General features: G+C 67.6%; 11 protein-coding genes and 1 pseudogene. 8 read left to right on the forward strand and 4 right to left on the reverse strand.

The features are described from left to right. Window positions 1–66 precede the first annotated feature (66 nt). Window positions 67–186: pseudogene (locus VAB18032_RS33530) on the forward strand (hypothetical protein); the annotation flags it as partial. A 47-nt stretch (window positions 187–233) separates the two neighbouring features. On the opposite strand, the gene VAB18032_RS12775 reads toward VAB18032_RS33530, so the two are convergent. Then, a complete protein-coding gene (locus tag VAB18032_RS12775) occupies window positions 234–2,357 on the reverse strand; it encodes an N-6 DNA methylase (RefSeq protein WP_148272262.1) in 2,124 nt (707 codons plus the stop codon). A 436-nt stretch (window positions 2,358–2,793) separates the two neighbouring features. Between VAB18032_RS12775 and VAB18032_RS12780 the strand changes: the two genes are divergently transcribed. Further along, entirely contained in the window at window positions 2,794–3,375 is a 582-nt protein-coding gene (locus tag VAB18032_RS12780; protein ID WP_013733256.1) for a hypothetical protein, read from the forward strand. Here VAB18032_RS12780 and VAB18032_RS12785 read toward each other — a convergent pair. Beyond that, window positions 3,314–4,633, reverse strand: coding sequence for a serine/threonine-protein kinase (locus VAB18032_RS12785; RefSeq protein WP_232510792.1), 1,320 nt, complete (start codon window positions 4,631–4,633; stop codon window positions 3,314–3,316). The genes VAB18032_RS12780 and VAB18032_RS12785 overlap by 62 nt on opposite strands. 575 nt (window positions 4,634–5,208) lie before the next feature. Here VAB18032_RS12785 and VAB18032_RS12790 point away from each other — a divergent pair. Beyond that, entirely contained in the window at window positions 5,209–7,767 is a 2,559-nt protein-coding gene (locus VAB18032_RS12790; RefSeq protein WP_158309496.1) for a M20/M25/M40 family metallo-hydrolase, read from the forward strand. A 107-nt stretch (window positions 7,768–7,874) separates the two neighbouring features. Here VAB18032_RS12790 and VAB18032_RS12795 read toward each other — a convergent pair whose 3' ends face one another. Next, window positions 7,875–8,795 carry an NADP-dependent oxidoreductase gene (locus tag VAB18032_RS12795; RefSeq protein ID WP_013733259.1) on the reverse strand — a complete coding sequence of 307 codons (921 nt, stop codon included), beginning with the start codon at window positions 8,793–8,795 and terminating at the stop codon, window positions 7,875–7,877. Window positions 8,796–9,040: 245 nt separating this feature from the next. Here VAB18032_RS12795 and VAB18032_RS12800 point away from each other — a divergent pair, with 245 nt between their 5' ends. Further along, window positions 9,041–11,941 (forward strand): immunoglobulin-like domain-containing protein, encoded by a 2,901-nt coding sequence (locus VAB18032_RS12800; protein ID WP_013733260.1) that lies wholly within the window; start codon window positions 9,041–9,043, stop codon window positions 11,939–11,941. A 104-nt stretch (window positions 11,942–12,045) separates the two neighbouring features. Here VAB18032_RS12800 and VAB18032_RS12805 read toward each other — a convergent pair whose 3' ends face one another. Then, a complete protein-coding gene (locus VAB18032_RS12805; RefSeq protein WP_158309497.1) occupies window positions 12,046–13,704 on the reverse strand; it encodes a family 43 glycosylhydrolase in 1,659 nt (552 codons plus the stop codon). Between the two features lie 416 nt (window positions 13,705–14,120). On the opposite strand from VAB18032_RS12805, the gene VAB18032_RS32545 reads away from it, so the two are divergent. From VAB18032_RS32545 to VAB18032_RS12820, 4 genes are read left to right on the forward strand one after another with little or no spacing between them, the layout of a single operon-like run. Continuing rightward, entirely contained in the window at window positions 14,121–14,393 is a 273-nt protein-coding gene (locus tag VAB18032_RS32545; RefSeq protein ID WP_050814598.1) for a hypothetical protein, read from the forward strand. Next, a complete protein-coding gene (locus VAB18032_RS32550; protein ID WP_013733262.1) occupies window positions 14,369–14,674 on the forward strand; it encodes an alpha/beta hydrolase in 306 nt (101 codons plus the stop codon). The genes VAB18032_RS32545 and VAB18032_RS32550 overlap by 25 nt, the downstream gene beginning before the upstream one ends. After that, window positions 14,671–15,381 (forward strand): ThuA domain-containing protein, encoded by a 711-nt coding sequence (locus VAB18032_RS12815; RefSeq protein ID WP_013733263.1) that lies wholly within the window; start codon window positions 14,671–14,673, stop codon window positions 15,379–15,381. Before VAB18032_RS32550 ends, VAB18032_RS12815 begins: the two co-directional genes overlap by 4 nt. Continuing rightward, a complete protein-coding gene (locus VAB18032_RS12820; RefSeq protein ID WP_013733264.1) occupies window positions 15,351–16,463 on the forward strand; it encodes a Gfo/Idh/MocA family protein in 1,113 nt (370 codons plus the stop codon). The genes VAB18032_RS12815 and VAB18032_RS12820 overlap by 31 nt, the downstream gene beginning before the upstream one ends. Window positions 16,464–16,470: the final 7 nt, after the last annotated feature.

Consider the following 16,470-nt stretch of genomic DNA (forward strand, 5'->3'; position numbering starts at 1 on the left):
TTCGAGATCCGTGCGGAGGCCAGCACACCCTGACAACCGAAACGCCGGCGAGCGTGTGCCTGCACATTGGAACGATCTGTCCGGGTCGCGCCGGATGGTGAGGCACCCGAGAACGCGACCCTTGAGGCCCTCACGACCTCGCCGGACGGGAAGTACGTCTACGCGGCGATGGACGGCTCCCTGGCAGGTGACGCTCCGTCCAACGGGGAGGTGGCCCGGTATCGCGTGCTGGTCTACCAGGCTCGAGGATCACCCCCCGTGACTGATGGCGTGAGGCCGAGAGTGCCTGTCGTGAGGCCGTCGACGATCTCCCGTGCCAGGACGGCGCCGGATCCTGTTATTCGGTCGAGGGTGGTTCGGAACTCGGCGAGTTTGCGGAAGGCTTGTCCGTAGGCCTGCTGTTGGCTCAGCGGCATCACGGGAATGGTGAGTCGTTTGATGTCGATGCGCGCGGCGCCGTTGATGGTGCTGGCTGCTCTGCCGGCGATGCGGAGGTTGTCGGTGCGGGAGATGACGCCGGCGACGAACCACGGGTCGAAGCGGGTGGTGTCGACGCGGATCAGTTGAGTGCCTGGCCCGAGTTCGGCATCGAGCTGTTCCGAGGTGGCGACTCGGGCGATGATTTTGTGGCCGATGACGGAGATGAGGATGTCGTCGGTGCGTACTCGGGGTCCTGGGGGTTCGTCTGTGGCGCGGACGGTGTAGCCGGTGGCGGGGCCGCCGGACATGATGTCGGCGGCGGTCAGTACGCGCGTATTGACCGTGGCGTTGGCGGCTCGTCTGCGGGTCGCGGTCCGGTGCACGGAGAAGCTGCCGGATCGGATGAGGTCGGCAATGTCGGCGTGTGGGGCTTGGCGCAGCGGCGCGGTGTCTGTCTGGTGTACGGCGGGCAGGCTGTGTCGCAGCTGTTCGAGCAGGTGGTCGAAGTCGCTGAGGTTGGCGATGATCCGCGCCGGTTCGGCGGTGAGTTCGGTGGGTTGTGGTACGTGACGCTGCGGTGTCAGGTCGACTTCGTCGTCGAGTAGATCGATGGCGGCGATGGTGCGGTGGACGCCGGGTGCCTGCGCGTAGTGGTGGGATTGGTAGGCGGCCCAGGCGGTGCCGATGGTGTCGGTGAGGTCTTGACCGGTGCTGGCGGTGGCGTCGACGAAGAGGAGTTCGCCGACGCGCGGGTGCTGTGGATCGGGTTGGGCGAGGACCCAGATGTGCAGTCCGATGTTTGTCGGCAGCATCAGTCCGGCGGGCAGGGCGATGATCGCGCGTAGCGCGTGACGACGGATCAGTTCGGCACGTATGCGTCGGCCGGCGGGCCGTGACGCGGTAGCGGGGGGCATGAGCACAACGGCGGTGCCGTTGGGGGAGAGGTGCGCCAGGGCGTGTTGCACCCAGGCGAGTTCGGGTTCGGTGCGTGGGGGTAGGCCGTAGGTCCAGCGGGGGTCGTAGGCGAGGCGGTCGTGACCCCAGTCGTGGATGCCGAACGGGAAGTTCGCGACGACGACGTCGGCGCGTAGGTCGGGCAGGGCGTCGGCGAGCAAGCTGTCGCCGACGTGGACGACCGGCGGTGGTGTGTGATGTCCGGCCTGCTGTGCCCGCAGGTGCACGAACCATAGCCGCAACGACGTGATCAGGGCGTACTGAGGGTTGATCTCCTGGGCGAAGCATCGGGTGGTGGCGCCGCTTCGTAGCGCCCGGTCGGCGGCCATGCGCAGGATCGACCCTGTGCCGCTGGTGAAGTCGAAGGTGTGGGTGCCGACGCCGGCGACAGCCACCATCACGTCAGCCACGCTCTCCGGTGTGCCGGCGAGTCCGGACACCGATTGGGCGGAGCTCACGTACTGACTGTGCAGGTATTCGAAGGCGGACTCGGCGCCACGTGCCGAGCTGAGTTGGTCGGCCGAGCGCAGGAGCGCGGTGAGCTGCGCGGTCCACTGCCTCGGCAGCGCGTCGGAGACCATCGTGGCCAGCGTGGCGTCGAGCGCGCGGAGGCGGGCGACGAGTTGTCGCGGGGTCGGCGGGCTGTCGCCGGAGTCATCGGGCCGTGCGGCTCGGGCGAGGAGGTGGGCGCCGACGATGCCGAGGACGTCGCTGATGTGCGCGGCGGGCTGGTAGCTCTCGATGTGCCGCCAGGCCTGCTGTTCGATGCTGGTCTGATGCAGTCGACCGTGGCGGTGTAGCCAGTGCTCGACCTCCTGCGCGTCGAACGATGGGCTGGCCGGGGTGCCGCCGACGGGAGTCGGGAAGTCGGCGTACCGGCGTCGCCAGTTGCTGACCGCCGCTCGACCCACATTGGCCAGTCGCGCGATGCCGCTGGCAGTCAATGTTGCCGCGTTGGCGGTCCCGCTCGACTCAGTAGTCACGCGTGAACGTTAGCACGTCGACCGCCCTTGTGTACCGAGTTCACAACGGGTTATCGTTCGTGGCGATTCGCGGTTCATAGCCTTCTGGAGGAGTCATGCCCCGTCGTGGACACAGCACCACCATCGGAAAGTTCGCGAAGGTCCATCAGGACCGTCGGCGGTCCGAGATTCGGATTCTCGGTGATCTGCTTCGTCGTGAGCAGCACTCGACGCGGGGCGTCGACGTCGCGGTGCGCGAGCCGCAGCCACCCTCGTCAGTTCGCTGACCAGTACCCAGCCCGTCGCACCGACTGAAGGAGGACCATGAGCACCCTTGCTCGCATCCGCAGCGTCCACTGTCTTGTCCCCGTGCTTTCCGCCAGTGGCCTACGTCAGCGAGGGCGTGGCGCGGTACTGCCGGGGAGCCCGCATTCCGGCCGCTCATGTGTACCGGCGAGTGCGCCTTGACCCCGTCGTCGGCGCGGCCATCGCCGACGCCTACATGGCGGCCCCGACCCGGGACGAGCGGGCCTATCCCGCGTACGCCGCGTTCTGCCGCGAAACAGTGCAGCAGTACCACTTCCTGATCGGTCGGGCGGAGTTCGGAGGTCTCGGCATATCGGTGCACATCGTCGACGTCGACCCATACCCGAACGTGGCGGCGATGGTCGACGACGTCCGGCAGCGCCGGTTGATGGTGTGGGCCAGCGCAGCCAGTGGCAATGCCCATCCGTATCTCAGCGACGGCGAGAACGACATGTTCCGTGCGGTGCACGACGTGTTCGGGCACGCGGCCAGCGGCCGTGGCTTCGACCGCCACGGCGAGGAAGCGGCCTGGTGGAAGCACAGCAGCATGTACTCGTCACTGGCTGGGCGTGCGTTGGCGACCGAGACGCGTGGGCAGAACTGTGCCCGGATCTTCCGGTACGACCCCGGTCGCTTCCCTGAGCAGAAGGCGGTGCTGCTGCCGCCGGCGTTCAGCGATCCGCGGCTGGTCCGTCTGACCGGGAGCGCGGCAACCTCTGCCGCTGCGCCATGAGGTGTGCGATCTCTCGGCGCAGCGCCAGCACCACGGCATCCTCCGGCCCGGCCGCACGCAGGCGCTCCTGCAACAAAGCGTCGAGCTGGCGCGAGGCGCGGCCATGCTCGCCGAGCGGTATGTGCGCTCGGGCGGCCCGGAGCCGGAGGTCGAAGACCAGGGGATGGTTCTCGCCGTGCAACTGTTCGTGCTGCGTGGCCAGGTGCCGCCACCGTCGTGCGGCGGCACGGAATTCGCCTGCCGCGTGCAGGTGTTCAGCCTCTTCGAGGGACTGCTCCAGGTCGGACGCCGCGAGGGCGCTCGTCGTCGGTGACGTGAGCAGGGCCGGGCGGGGTACTCGTCCCACGATCGCGGCGTACGCCTGCACCGCCTCGACGGTGTCGGTCAGGACGCCGGGTATCGGTGGCAACTCGCGGGCGAGTGGCGCCAGGAGCGCGTAGACCTCCGCAGCGGTGTCCGGGCGATCGTCGGGATCGACCGCCAGGAGCGAGTGCACCAGATCGTCGACTGCACGGGGAATGTCCGGTCGCCGCTGGGTGGGGCGTGGCGGGGGATCGGCGATCTGATGGCGCACAGTGGTCATCGTGGTGACGCCGTCAAACGGTGGATGGCCGGTGAGCAGGTCGAAGAGCGTGGCTCCCAGCCCGTACAGGTCGGTGCGGTGGTCGGTGTGCTCGCCGAGGATCTGCTCGGGCGACATGTAACCGACCGTGCCCATGCTCTGCCCGGTCTGCGTGATCTTCGAATAGCGTTCGTCGTCGCGGATCACCGCCAAGCCGAAGTCGAGCACCTTCGCCGCGCCGTGGGTGTCCAGCATGATGTTGCTCGGCTTGATGTCGCGGTGCACCAGGTGGATCTGCTGTGCCGCGAGGAGAACGCTGCTGACCTGTGCGCCGATGGCAGCCACCCATGAGATCGGCAGAGGGCCCTGCTCGGCCAGCAGGTCCGTGAGCGTGATCCCGTCGATCTTCTGAAGCACCACGTAGGGCTGGCCGGCGTGCTCGCCCAGGTCGTAGACGGCCGGCACGCCGGGGTGGTCGAGTCGAGCGGTCAGCAACGCCTCGCGGCGGAATCGGCGTACGACGTCCCGGTCCGACATGGCCGGACTGACGAACTTCACGATGACAGGGCGGTCGAGCAGAGCGTCATGTGCGGACCAGACCTCGCCCATTCCCTTGTGCGCCAAGGGAAACCGGCCCAGCCGGTAGCGATCTTTGAGGCTCGTGCCGGGCACCACGAAGCCCAGCATAGCGGTCATCTCGACCGCGACCTGACAGCCCCCGTCACCACCCGCACGCGGGGGGTGATCATGGTCGGTGCGTCCGGCGGGTCCTGTCTTGCAGTACTGGCCGGTGCTCAGATCATCCTCAAGATATTCCGCGCCGTCGGCCGCTGGCGGCACGGCTGGCGTGTGCTGTCCCTACCGCGTTATCCCCCTGTTCTGGAGCAATCATGAGAGACAGACGGACGACCAGTTTCGCCGTCCTGCTCGCCGCGTCCCTCGCGGCGACCCTTGCGCCCGCGCCCAACGCCTCCGCGACCAGCGTCGCCGAGGAGGGCTTCCAGCCGAGCATCACCTACGACCTGTCCGTGTCCGACGCCGAGCGGGACGCCATTCACGCGGAAGTCGAGGCGTTGGCCGGACGTGTCAACAGCGCGCGGGCGGGGGACGGCACCTACGACCCGCTCAGCCTGGTCGGGGCGATGCTGGACGGGTCGAGCTACGACTCCATCTCCCGAGGCGGTACGGCCGCGACGGCGTACCCGTTCCCGGTCAGCAACACCCCGGCCAACCAGTACGAGTACGACCGCAAGGTCGCCAAGCTCGCCTGGGTGGTCAAGCTGGCCACCGACCTGGGTTTCCCGGTGGTCGTCCAACGCCAACCCGACAAGTACGTCTACGCGGAGATCGGTGATCCGGACGCCCCGGAGATGATCATGGCGTTGAGTCACCTCGACTCGCCGACGGCTTCCGTTTCGGCAGCCCAGTTGGCTCGCTGGCGGGACGCCGACGGCAATCTCGGCACTCCTGGTGCCTACCACTCGCCCTATATCAAGGACGGCTGGGTCTACGGGGCGGGCATTCAGGATGACAGCGGCCCGACGCTGGCGACGCTGCTCGCGGCCAAGGCGCTGCTGGAGGCCGGACTGCCTATGGACCGACGAATCCGCATCGTCATGGGGATCTACGAAGATGGCGGTCCTGGCACGCCCTCGGCGGCGAACACCGCCACTTTCCAGTCCATCCCGTACAACTCGAATCCGAGCTTCTACGACAACTGGGCCTACAAGAACCTCAATCGGGAAGAGACCCCGATTGCGGCCTACACCTCCGACTCGCGGTTCCCGGTCATTGTCGGAAACTCCGGATCGGTGACTCCGTCGGTGTCGATGGACTTGTCCGCCGACCGTACGAAGGCCTTCCGGCTGACGGCCGCGACCGCCGGCGTCACCCTGCGTGAAGGCGATCCGACGCTCAAGGACATCGCCTACGGCAGCACCACGCAGATCGCCTCGCGGGCCATCTTCACCCTCGACGTGGCGGGGGTCGGCTCCGCCGAGCGCGACCGGTTCGTGTCGGCGATCACCGCTGCCGCGACCACGAAGGGTTGGCTCCCGGCTGCTCCGCGTACCACGCCCAAGGTGCAGACCACGATCGCCGGCGACTCGCTCACGCTGGAGATCAACACCGATGTGGCGATGGAGATGCCGACCCCGCAGTATGGCAAGAATGCCGTCGTGTGGGGAATGTTCCTCCTTTCCAAGGGACTCGGCGCATTGGGAAGCACGGCTGCCGACATGCAGTTGAAGAAGGCCGCCGACGGCATCGCTGACCTGTTCTTCCGCGACGGTGTCGAAGGCGAAGCCTATATCGGCAAGTACATGGGAATCCCGGCGAACCTGTTGCGCAACCCGAACAACGGCACGCCGAACCTGACCCTGGCCCTCATGGCAAACATCAATTCCGAGACGCCGACAAGCTTTTACACGGACGCCTCCGGCAACCTCAGCATGCCGATGTATGTGCGCAGCATGCACGTCACCGCGGCTGACTCCGGCCAGGCGACGGCTGCGGTCACGGCCGCCTTCCAGGCGAAGGGTTTCACCATCGGCAACCTCGGCTCGCCCATCGGCGCCGGGTTGTACGTCACTCACGACAATCCGCTGACGGCTCTTCAGTTCGGCAGCTACCAGGCCTCGATCGACCACAACCCGGACGAGTTCGCGGATCCCCATTCCCTCAGGGATGTGGTCTATCCGCAGGGCACGACCGGCGGCACCCTGGCCAGCAACTTCCGCAACAAGATGACTGCCTTCGGCGCCGTCCTCCCGGGTAACGAGCGCTGGTGGCACACGGCGAACGAGCGGATGAAGGTCGACTCTGCGGTGCAGATGACCAAGATCATGGCCGATGGCATGCTGGAGATGGCCCGGTACTCCGGGCCCGCCGGTGCCAAGTTCATGTGGGCGGACATGCCGGGGTTGAACGCCGACCGCTCGGACCTCGACCTGCTCGACGTCACGATCGGAACCTTCAAGGACGCGTCGGCCGCTGTCGGCACGAACCAGCTGGGCAACCAGGCCCTGCTCGGTGCCACCTCGTTCAACATCCCGATGTGGAACGGGCGGGGCAACTCGGCCCCGACCGCGTCGGCTTTCGCACTGGGGCACGCCCCGGGAGGGGTCTACCTGCCCCTGACCGACCCCGAGTACCTCAACAGCACGTACGTGGCGCCGATGCGTCTGGAGTTCAAGGTGGAGCGCCCCGACCACATGTCGGACGCGGCCTGGGCGAAGTTCGTGGCCGGCGGCTACGGCGACTTCCAGTTCAACATCCTGGTCGGCGACAGGGTCGTACCGCTGGCCGTTCCTGCGGGGCAGAGTGCGGACAGGTACTTCTTCTCGCGCATGTCGGCCAACAACCCCGACGCCATCTACCTGTCGGTCAACCTCGCGATCACCGACGCACCGTACACCGGGGTGCGGACCATCCTCGCGGATTCCAAGACGGACCTGTACACCGTCAATCCGGCGTACCTGGCCTCGAACCCGGATCCGTTCCCCGGGCGTGGGGCGATCGAACAGCGAGGCTTCTTCCTGTTCGGTGATGGGCAGAAGAACGCGGAGTTCTCTTCGCCCGACGCGGTCTACGTGACAGTTGCCAACGCGGTCGTCGATGCGAAGCCTGCGGCGGTGGTGAAGAAGTTGAAGGGCAACACGAACGAGTTGACCATCACGGTGCAGCGGACGCATGTCGACGGCAGCGAGTCTGCGGTGACGGCCACGTTCACCATCAACAACAATGCCGCTGGCACCTACACCGTCGGCGATCACAAGGTGTACGTCGACACCAAGGGCAACACCCAGGTGCGGTCGATCTCCATCGTGTGACGCCGCGGTACGAAGCACGTTGACAACGGAGTGGAACCACTGCCAACGGTGGTGGTTCCACTCCGTGCGTCATGCCGCCGGGGTCCATCGCCGCTGTCGGCGGCGTGTCAGACAGCGATCACCAGCTTGCCGGCGGTGTGACCGGTCTCCACGGCAGCCAGTGCCTCCGCGCTCTGGTCGAAGCTGAACGTGCGGGTGATCCGCGGATCGACGGTGCCGTTGAGCATCAGTGCGGCAACCGTCTCCAGTGACGCCCGGTCGAGGCGGCGGGGCAGGTACTCGCCGCCCAGGTCGCTGACGGCGACGTCGGCGGCCGACAACAGTTGCCGGGCATCCGTCACCAGCGCGGCGACCGACCGCAGCGAGTCGCCGCCGACGAGGTCGATCAGGCCGTCGACACCGGCCGGAGCGACATCGCGTACCTGTTCGACGACGTCACCGACGGTGTAGCTGGCGAAGGTGACGCCGAGAGCCTCGGCTTCGGCACGCTTGCTGTCGCTGCCGGTTCCGATGACCGTCAGGCCCCGCGCTCGAGCGAGCTGCGCGGTGATCTGGCCCGTGCTGCCCCCGATGCCGTTGATCAGCAGTGTGGAGCCCTCCGGCAGATCGAGCCGGTCGAGCCCGTCGAGGGCGGTGGTGCCGGAGACCGGTATCGTCGCCGCCCACTCGTAGGGCAGGGCCTCCGGCTTACGAGCCGCGTTCGCCGCCGGCAGGAGCGTCGTCTGGGCGTACGTGCCGGCGCCGCTGAGCGCGAACCCGAACACCGCGTCGCCCACCGTGATGTCGGTGACGCCGGTACCGACCGCGAGCACGTCGCCGGCGGCCTCCATCCCCATCACCTGCGGGAAGGGAAGGTGCCCGTTGAGCGCCCGGACGAGTCCGGACCGGAGCATGTGATCGATGCGGGCCACCCCGATGGCCCGCACCTGGATGAGGATCTCGCCATCGCCGGGCCGTGGATCGGGCCGATCGAAGTAGAACTGGACCTCCGGGCCACCGAAGGTGCGATACCCAAACGCGCGGCTCATCGTCGTACTCCCTCACTCGTTGTCGACCGGCGACGCTAATTGCTGACGCCGACGTCAGGGGCAAGGACGTGTAGCCGAGCTCACGGCAGTACCGCATCGCTCGTTGACCTGGCAGTACGTCGAAGTTAGCGTTAACAACGCTCTCATCCACACCGGAGAGTCCACCACCACCCAAGGAGGACCCATTGAGATCGAGACAGCCAAGGTCACGTCCCAGGCTGAATCGCAAGGGCAGAACCATCGCGGTGCTTGCCCTGGGTGCGCTTCTCTCGACCTCGTTCGCGGCCACCCCCTCGTACGCGGCTGACGACCAGCTCAACGAGGGCCTGGTGCACCGCTTCGCCCTCGACGAGACCAGCGGAACGACGCTTGTCAACTCCGGTAGCGCCGGCGCGGCGGCGAACGCCACCCTCGTCAATCCGCAGAAGGCGACGTTGACCGGGAACGGAGTCAGGTTCAACCCCGACTCGTACGAGGGCGCCCTTGAAGGCGCGTACGTGAAGCTGCCGGACAACCTCACCGCCGGGATGTCGAACCTCACCGTCGACTACGACGTGTGGATCGACCCGGCGAACGTCGGCGAGCACCAGATGTGGAGCTTCGGCGCGAAGTCCGGGTCGTGTGACGCCGACACCGGCGGCCAGGGCGCCATCTTCGCGTCGAACACCCAGCGGTTCCGCGTCGCGGTGGGTTCGGCGAACCTGCAGCAGAACCGGGTCCGGATGACCGAGGGGGCGTGGACGCACGTCACGTACACCCAGTCGCTGAACCCGAACGGCACCAGCTGGACCGGTCGGCTCTACCTCGACGGCGTGCTGCACGCGACGCAGACGAACCTGACCACGCCGCCGTCGGTGAACGCCGCGGGAACCAACTGCAACTTCCTCGCCCGCTCGCAGAACTCGGGCCACTACTCGTTCCGCGGCACGCTCCGGGACTTCCGCATCTACGACCGGGCAGTGAGCCCGGACGAGACGCTGGCGCTGGCGCAGCGGACCGTCTCCGACGGCGTCCGCGCCGACGCCGCCGCCATCGACCTCGGTCTGACCAGCGCGATCGTACGCGACATCGTGCTGCCCAAGGTGGGCTCCGCGGCGGGCTCGGCCATCACCTGGACGAGTTCGGACCCGTCGGTCGTCGCGGTCTACACCCCGCCGGCGCTCACCAGCGCCCGCAAGGTGCCGGTGACCGGCCGGATCACCCGGCCCGCGCAGGGACAGCCCGACGCGACAGCCGTCCTCACCGCGACGGTCCGCAAGGGCGCTACGGAGGTCGCCACGCGGGACATCCCTGTCGTGGTGAAGGCCGAGTTCGACAACGCGCAGGCGGTCGACCGTGACACGCTCGACCTGACCCTGTACGCCACCGACGACGTACGCGGCAACATCAACCTCCCGGCGACCGGCGAGTTCGGGTCCACGATCACCTGGACGTCGACCACCGACCTCGTCACCGGCACCGGTGAGGTGACCCGTCCCGCCTTCGGTCGTGCGGATGTCGAGGCCACCCTGACCGCGACCATCACCAAGGGGTCGGCGTCGAAGACCAAGTCGTTCCCGGTGACCATCACCGCCATGCCCCGGACCGAGGAGTACGAGCGGTACTTCATGGGGTACTTCAAGGGTGAGGGGATCGCCGACGGTGAGCAGATCATGTTCGCCACCTCCAACGGCAACACCGCGCTGGACTGGACCGGTCTGACCGGGGGTCGGCCGTCGCTCATCTCCCAGCTGGGCGACCAGGGCCTTCGTGACCCGCACATCGTCCGCTCACCCGACGGCGACACGTTCTACATGATCGCCACCGACCTGAACTGGTACGACCAGGGCGGCTACGCCATCAACGACACCCAGTACATCGAGGTGTTCGAGTCGCACGACCTGGTCAACTGGACTCCGCAGCGGCACGTGAAGGTCGCCCCCGACGACGCGGGCAACGCCTTCGCACCCGAGTCGCTGTGGGTCGACGAGATCGGCGCCTACGTCGTCTTCTGGGCGCAGTCGCTGTGGAACAACCCGGTGAACCGTACGGGTCAGGGCAACGCGCAGATGTGGTACGCCACGACGCGCGACTTCCAGACGTTCTCCGCTCCGCAGGTCTGGCAGGACCCGGCGCCGCTGTCGCGGATCGACACGACCGCCATCAAGGTCGGCGACCACTACTACCGGGTGACCAAGAACGAGGCCGGTAACCAGGGTTCGGACATCTTCTCGGAGAAGCACACCGACTTCCTGGACAGCAACATCAACAACTGGACGCTGCTGGCTCCGGCGCTGGGACGCACGACGTGGGTCGCCAACCAGGGCTACGAGGGGCCGGTCATCTTCAAGGCCAACCCCGGTGACACCGCCTGCCCCGGCGAGTTCTACCTCTGGGGTGACCGGTACACCAACGGTGGTGGCTACCAGGCCGCCTGCCACGAGGACATCGAGGCGCCGACCTGGAACGCCAAGCCGATCACGATGACCAACGCCGGTGTCGTCCGGCCGCGTCACGGCACGGTGATCCCGCTGACCCTGCGCGAGTGGAACGACATCCGGGGGATCCCGAACAGCGACGTCACGACCACCACCGAGGTGTCGGTCGAGCCGTACGCGAGCGGGGCCCAGACGACCACGGCCACCGCCACGGTCACCGCGGCCGACGGGTTCGAGACCGGCGGTCAGGTGCGCTTCAGCGTCGGCTCGTGGTCGGAGGTCGCCTACCTGACCGACGGCGCGGCCACGGTCACGCTGCCGACGGGGCTGCCTGCGGGCACCCGGTCGGTCAAGGCCGAGTACCTCGGCGTCGACTACCTGAAGGCGTCGGCGGGTACGGCGTCGGTCCAGGTGCCCCAGGGTTCGAAGGCCGTCAAGGTCCACGCGAAGGCCGCGCCGGCGTCGGTGGTCCGGGGCGACACGTTCACGTTGAACGTGACGGTCGAGCCGAAGGGTGGGCCGAAGAAGGACGCGTCGACCCCGACCGGCGAGGTCACGGTCACCTTCGCCGACAGCGTGCAGGTGGTGTCGCTTGTCGACGGTAAGGCCGTCGTCACGCTGCAGACCGCCGGTCTGAAGCGCGGGAACTACCGGGTCCACGTGGCCTACTCCGGCAACCCGACCTACCAGGGTCACGCCGACACCTATCAGAACCTGACGGTGCGGTAGCCGGCACAGGTACGCCGAGGCGGTGTGGAAACCGCCACAAAGAAGGAGCGGGCGAGATCGGTTGATCTCGCCCGCTCCCTTTCGTGCCGCCCCGGGTGACCGGATTACGGGGTGATCATGCCCTTGGAGGCGACCAGGTGGTAGTTCTCCCCGAACACGTTGAGCTCGTGGACGCCGACCTTCACGTTCTCGGTCGTACCCAGGATCTTCAGCCGGACCGCGTTGGTCAGCACCCGGTCGAAGGTGACGTAGTCAGCCGTGTACGCGGTGGTGTTCGTACTCCGGTCGACAAGCGTCCGCCACGTGTTGGTGGGGATGTCCTTGTACTCCAGGGTGTACTGCACGGCGTTGTCCTTGGTGAACGTGCGCCCGAGTTCCTTCCACTGGATCTGGGCTGCGGAGATGTGGAACACCGTGCCGAAGCCCCTGATGTAGGTGGGCGCGCTGTCGGTGTCGGCCGGCTCCCACCAGGTCGACAGGGACCGGTCGCTGCCGTAGTACGGGTTACGTCCGGGCGCGTAGCTGCTCGACCAGTACGCCTGGCTGTTGGTGGCCACGTTGTAGAGCCCGACGTCGTCGCGGCCCGAGATCTTCCTGCCCGGGGCCAGCTGCGGCGTGTTGGACAACTCGCAGTCGATCGCACCCTTCTGCGGGCCGTTGGGGATCACGGTGCAGACGTCCATTCCGAGGCGCCGCTCGAAGAACTCCTCGTAGGCGATGACGTAGGTGTAGAAAAACACCAGGTTGCCCGCATTGTCGACGACGAAGCTGCCGTGCCCGGCGTTCGGATACACCGAACTGGGGTGGTTGTTCCCGGCGCCGATCGGGTTGCGCTGCGTCTCCGTGAACCCGGACAGCGGCCGGTCCGACGTCATGACACCTGTCGCGTACGTGGTGAACTCCGTCCCGCCGGACGCGACCTGCAGGTAGTACGTGTCGCCCAGCTTGAACAGCTGCGAACCCTCCACGTATCCGTGCGTGTAGGTGGCCTTGTTGTCGCCGATGTGCTGCCACTCCTGGCGTGGGTCGAAGGTCCAGAGCACCACCGGCTCGCTGATGAGCTGGCGAGGGTTGTTCGGGTCGAGTTCGGCGCCCATGATCGGCGAGCCGATGTTGTACGTCAGGTACAGCCGGCCGTCGGTGTCGAGGAAGAACTGCACGTCCCCGACGCTCAGGACCTGACCGTTGGGGCGCAGGAAGCTGCCCATGCTGGTCCACGGGCCGGTGGGGGAGTCCGCTCGGTAGACCGGCGTGTTGTTGCCGGCCATGTAGAAGGTGTCGCCGACCTGCACGACGGTGGGCGCCACCAGGCCCAGGTTCATCTCGTGCGGTGTCCAGGTGAGGTAGTCGGTCGTGGACCAGACGGTGCGGTTGTTGTTCGGCGCGTTCTGCATGGCACCGGAGGCGTAGAGATAGATGGTCCCGTCGACGTTCACCGCGGACCAGTCCGCCCCGGTGCGCGCCGAGTTCTCCGAGATCCTGGTGAAACCGACGCTGGACCGGCTGGAGAGAGTCCGTCCGGACGCCGCCGTCCACGTCGGCAGGTTCAAGCTGGCGGGAATCTGCGAGGTGTTGGCGACATTCGCGTCCGTGGGCGGCATCGTCCCGACGATGTGGCGTACCGCCATCCCCGGCAGGTTGATCGGGTTCACGTACGTCTGTGTCATGTCGACGCCGCTCAGCGGCACCTTCGCGAGCTGCGTCTTGGGTCCGACGCCCTGCGCCCCCGGCTTCTCGGGCTTTTCCGCTGCTGCCGGCGCCACCGGTGTCAGTTGGCCTATCCCGACGCCTACCGCGAGAGCGAGGCCGATAGCCGCTATGCCTCGACGTCGCTTTCCGGCCCTTTCGTCAGCCATGATTCCCCAACCTTCCGTGCGATGGAGTTAGCGCTAACAGCGAGCGGAAGAGTCCGATTTTCCGGTTGACCGGCCTGTGGTGTGACTAGTCGGTGGTGAGGCGACCTTCAAAGGTAATCGAGAGGGATCCCGCAGGGCCGGTTCGCGGGTGCGCGAGCATTGTGCTCGGTCGTATCCGATGCTGTTTCCTCGGACCAGACGCGCTGTTAGCGTTAACAAGATTTCGGCAATGTTAACTATGCAATCTGGAGAATGTCAAGGGCGTCAATGTCATCTGAGCAGGGTGTTGACCTTTGTGGCGATTGCGGCGCGTCTGCCCGGTCATGCCCGCCAGGCCGACAGTCCACCACGGGAAAGGGCGTGCCGCGCGGATCGACTCGCGAAGCGGCGGGCACACCGACACCAGGGCGCTGCGCTCATCCGGCGCGGCCAGCCACTACCGCAGCAGCCGGCCCGACTTCATCATCGACGTCGGCAACGACGGCTACGGCTTCCTCAACCACGACACGTTCAAGGCCGCCTTCGCCGCCGACGCCGCCTCCTCCTCCGCGACACGCAGGTACCGATCAACATGTCGGCCTTCGGGACGCCGGTGAAGCACGCCGCCTGGCGCGACAAGCCGAGCTGGGCCGTCATCGCCACCGACGACAAGGCCTTCGACCAGGCGACGCTCCAGCACATGGCCAAGCGCATCGGCGCGGAGATCACCAACGTTGCGGCCAGCCACGCCGTGTTCATGACGCAGCCCGCCGTCGTCGCCGACGTCACCACCGCACGGGGTAGCGCTGTCAGAGGCAGCGGGTACGGTTGTCGATGGCCGGACGGCGCGGGGCGTCGACCGACCGACAGTGGTGCAGCGGGGAAGGAGCGGGTGTGACGCGGCGTAGAGCCCTGGTGGTCCGAGGCGGCTGGGAGGGACACCGGCCGGTCGAGGCGACGGATTTGTTCATCCCGTTCCTCGAAGTCAACGGATACACGGTACGCGTGGAGGGGTCGACGGAGATCTACGCCGACGCCACCGCACTGGCCGACACCGACCTCATCGTGCAGTGCATGACGATGTCGCAGATCACCGGCGAGCAGGTGGCCGGTCTGGCCACGGCGGTCGCCGCCGGAACGGGTTTCACCGGCTGGCACGGCGGCATCGTCGACTCCTTCCGCGCCTGCTCGGACTACCTGCACCTGGTGGGTGGCCAGTTCGCCACCCATCCGAGCGTCCCGCCGTGCGATCGCCGCGGCGGGGAACAGGACGCCTTCCTGCCCCACTCGATCACGATCACCGACCATGGTCGGCAGCACCCGATCACCGCCGGGATCGAGGACTTCGACCTGGTCACCGAGCAGTACTGGGTGCTGCACGACGACCTGATCGACGTCCTGGCCACCACCACCCACCCGACGCGGGAATGGCAACCGTGGCACCGGCCGGTCACCTCGCCGGCGATCTGGACCCGACACTGGGGTGCCGGGCGCATCGTCGTGACGACCCCCGGACACAGCCTCGACGTGCTGGAACACCCGAGCGTGCGGACCGTCATCGAGAGGGGAATGGTGTGGGCGACCCGCACGGCATCGGCATCGTAGGTCTCGGGTTCATCTCCCGCGCGTACCTGAGCACCCTCGCCGACCATCCCGCCGTGCGCATCGTCGCGGTGGCCGACATCGACGCGGAGCGGGCCGTCGCCGCCGCCGCCACGATTCCCGGCGCCGAGGCGGTCAGTGTCGAGCGGCTGCTCCACCACCCCGACGTGATGACGGTGCTCAACCTGACCATCCCGTCGGCGCACGCCGAGGTCTCGGGCGCGGCGATCGACGCCGGCCGCAACGTCTACGTCGAGAAACCCCTCACCGCCACCTTCCCGCAGGGCCGGTCGATCATCGACCGGGCGGCGTCGGCCGGCGTACGCATCGGCTGCGCGCCGGACACCGTCCTGGGCACCGGTACGCAGACCGCCCGAGCCGCGATCGACGGTGGACTGATCGGCCGCCCACTGGCCGCATCGGCCGTCATGGTCACCCCCGGACACGAGCGCTGGCACCCGCATCCCGACTTCTACTACGTCCCCGGCGGCGGCCCACTGCTGGACATGGGGCCCTACTACATCTCGGCGCTGGTCCACCTGCTCGGGCCGGTCCGGGCGGTGATCGGGGCCGCCAGCCAACTGCGTGACTCCCGGATCATCGGCTCGGGCCCCCGCCTCGGGCAGCGGATCCCGGTCGAGGTGCCGACCCACGTGACCGGGGTGCTGGAACACGCCGGGGGTGTGCTGACGACGCTCACGACCAGCTTCGACGGCGTCGCCACGACCGCCGCACCGATCGAGGTGCACGGGGAGGCCGGCACCCTCGCCGTACCCGATCCCAACAACTTCGACGGCACCGTCCGCCATCTCACGCTCGGCGACCCCGAGTGGCACGCCCTCGCACCGCAGGCCGGCTACGTCGCCGGCTCCCGAGGGATCGGCCTGATCGACCTGGTCCGGGCCGACGAGACACGCCCACCACGGGCCAGCGGTGACATGGCGCTGCACGTCCTCGACATCATGACCGCCCTGCTCCGGTCGGCGACCGAGGGCCGACGGATCGAACTGACGACGACAGTCGAGCGCCCCGCAGCCGTCCCGCTCACCCCGACCGACGACTGGCTCTCCGCGCCCGACCGCTGACACGCGG

It is taken from the genome of Micromonospora maris AB-18-032 (genome assembly GCF_000204155.1).
Classification (GTDB): domain Bacteria; phylum Actinomycetota; class Actinomycetes; order Mycobacteriales; family Micromonosporaceae; genus Micromonospora; species Micromonospora gifhornensis.

What these genes read in the sequence shown, in the direction of transcription:
- VAB18032_RS12785 (WP_232510792.1), bottom strand. Translation starts at nt 4,633, where the DNA reads ATGACCGCTATGCTGGGCTTCGTGGTGCCCGGCACGAGCCTCAAAGAT.
- VAB18032_RS12795 (WP_013733259.1), bottom strand. Translation starts at nt 8,795, where the DNA reads ATGAGCCGCGCGTTTGGGTATCGCACCTTCGGTGGCCCGGAGGTCCAG.
- VAB18032_RS32545 (WP_050814598.1), top strand. Translation starts at nt 14,121, where the DNA reads ATGCCCGCCAGGCCGACAGTCCACCACGGGAAAGGGCGTGCCGCGCGG.
- VAB18032_RS32550 (WP_013733262.1), top strand. Translation starts at nt 14,369, where the DNA reads ATGTCGGCCTTCGGGACGCCGGTGAAGCACGCCGCCTGGCGCGACAAG.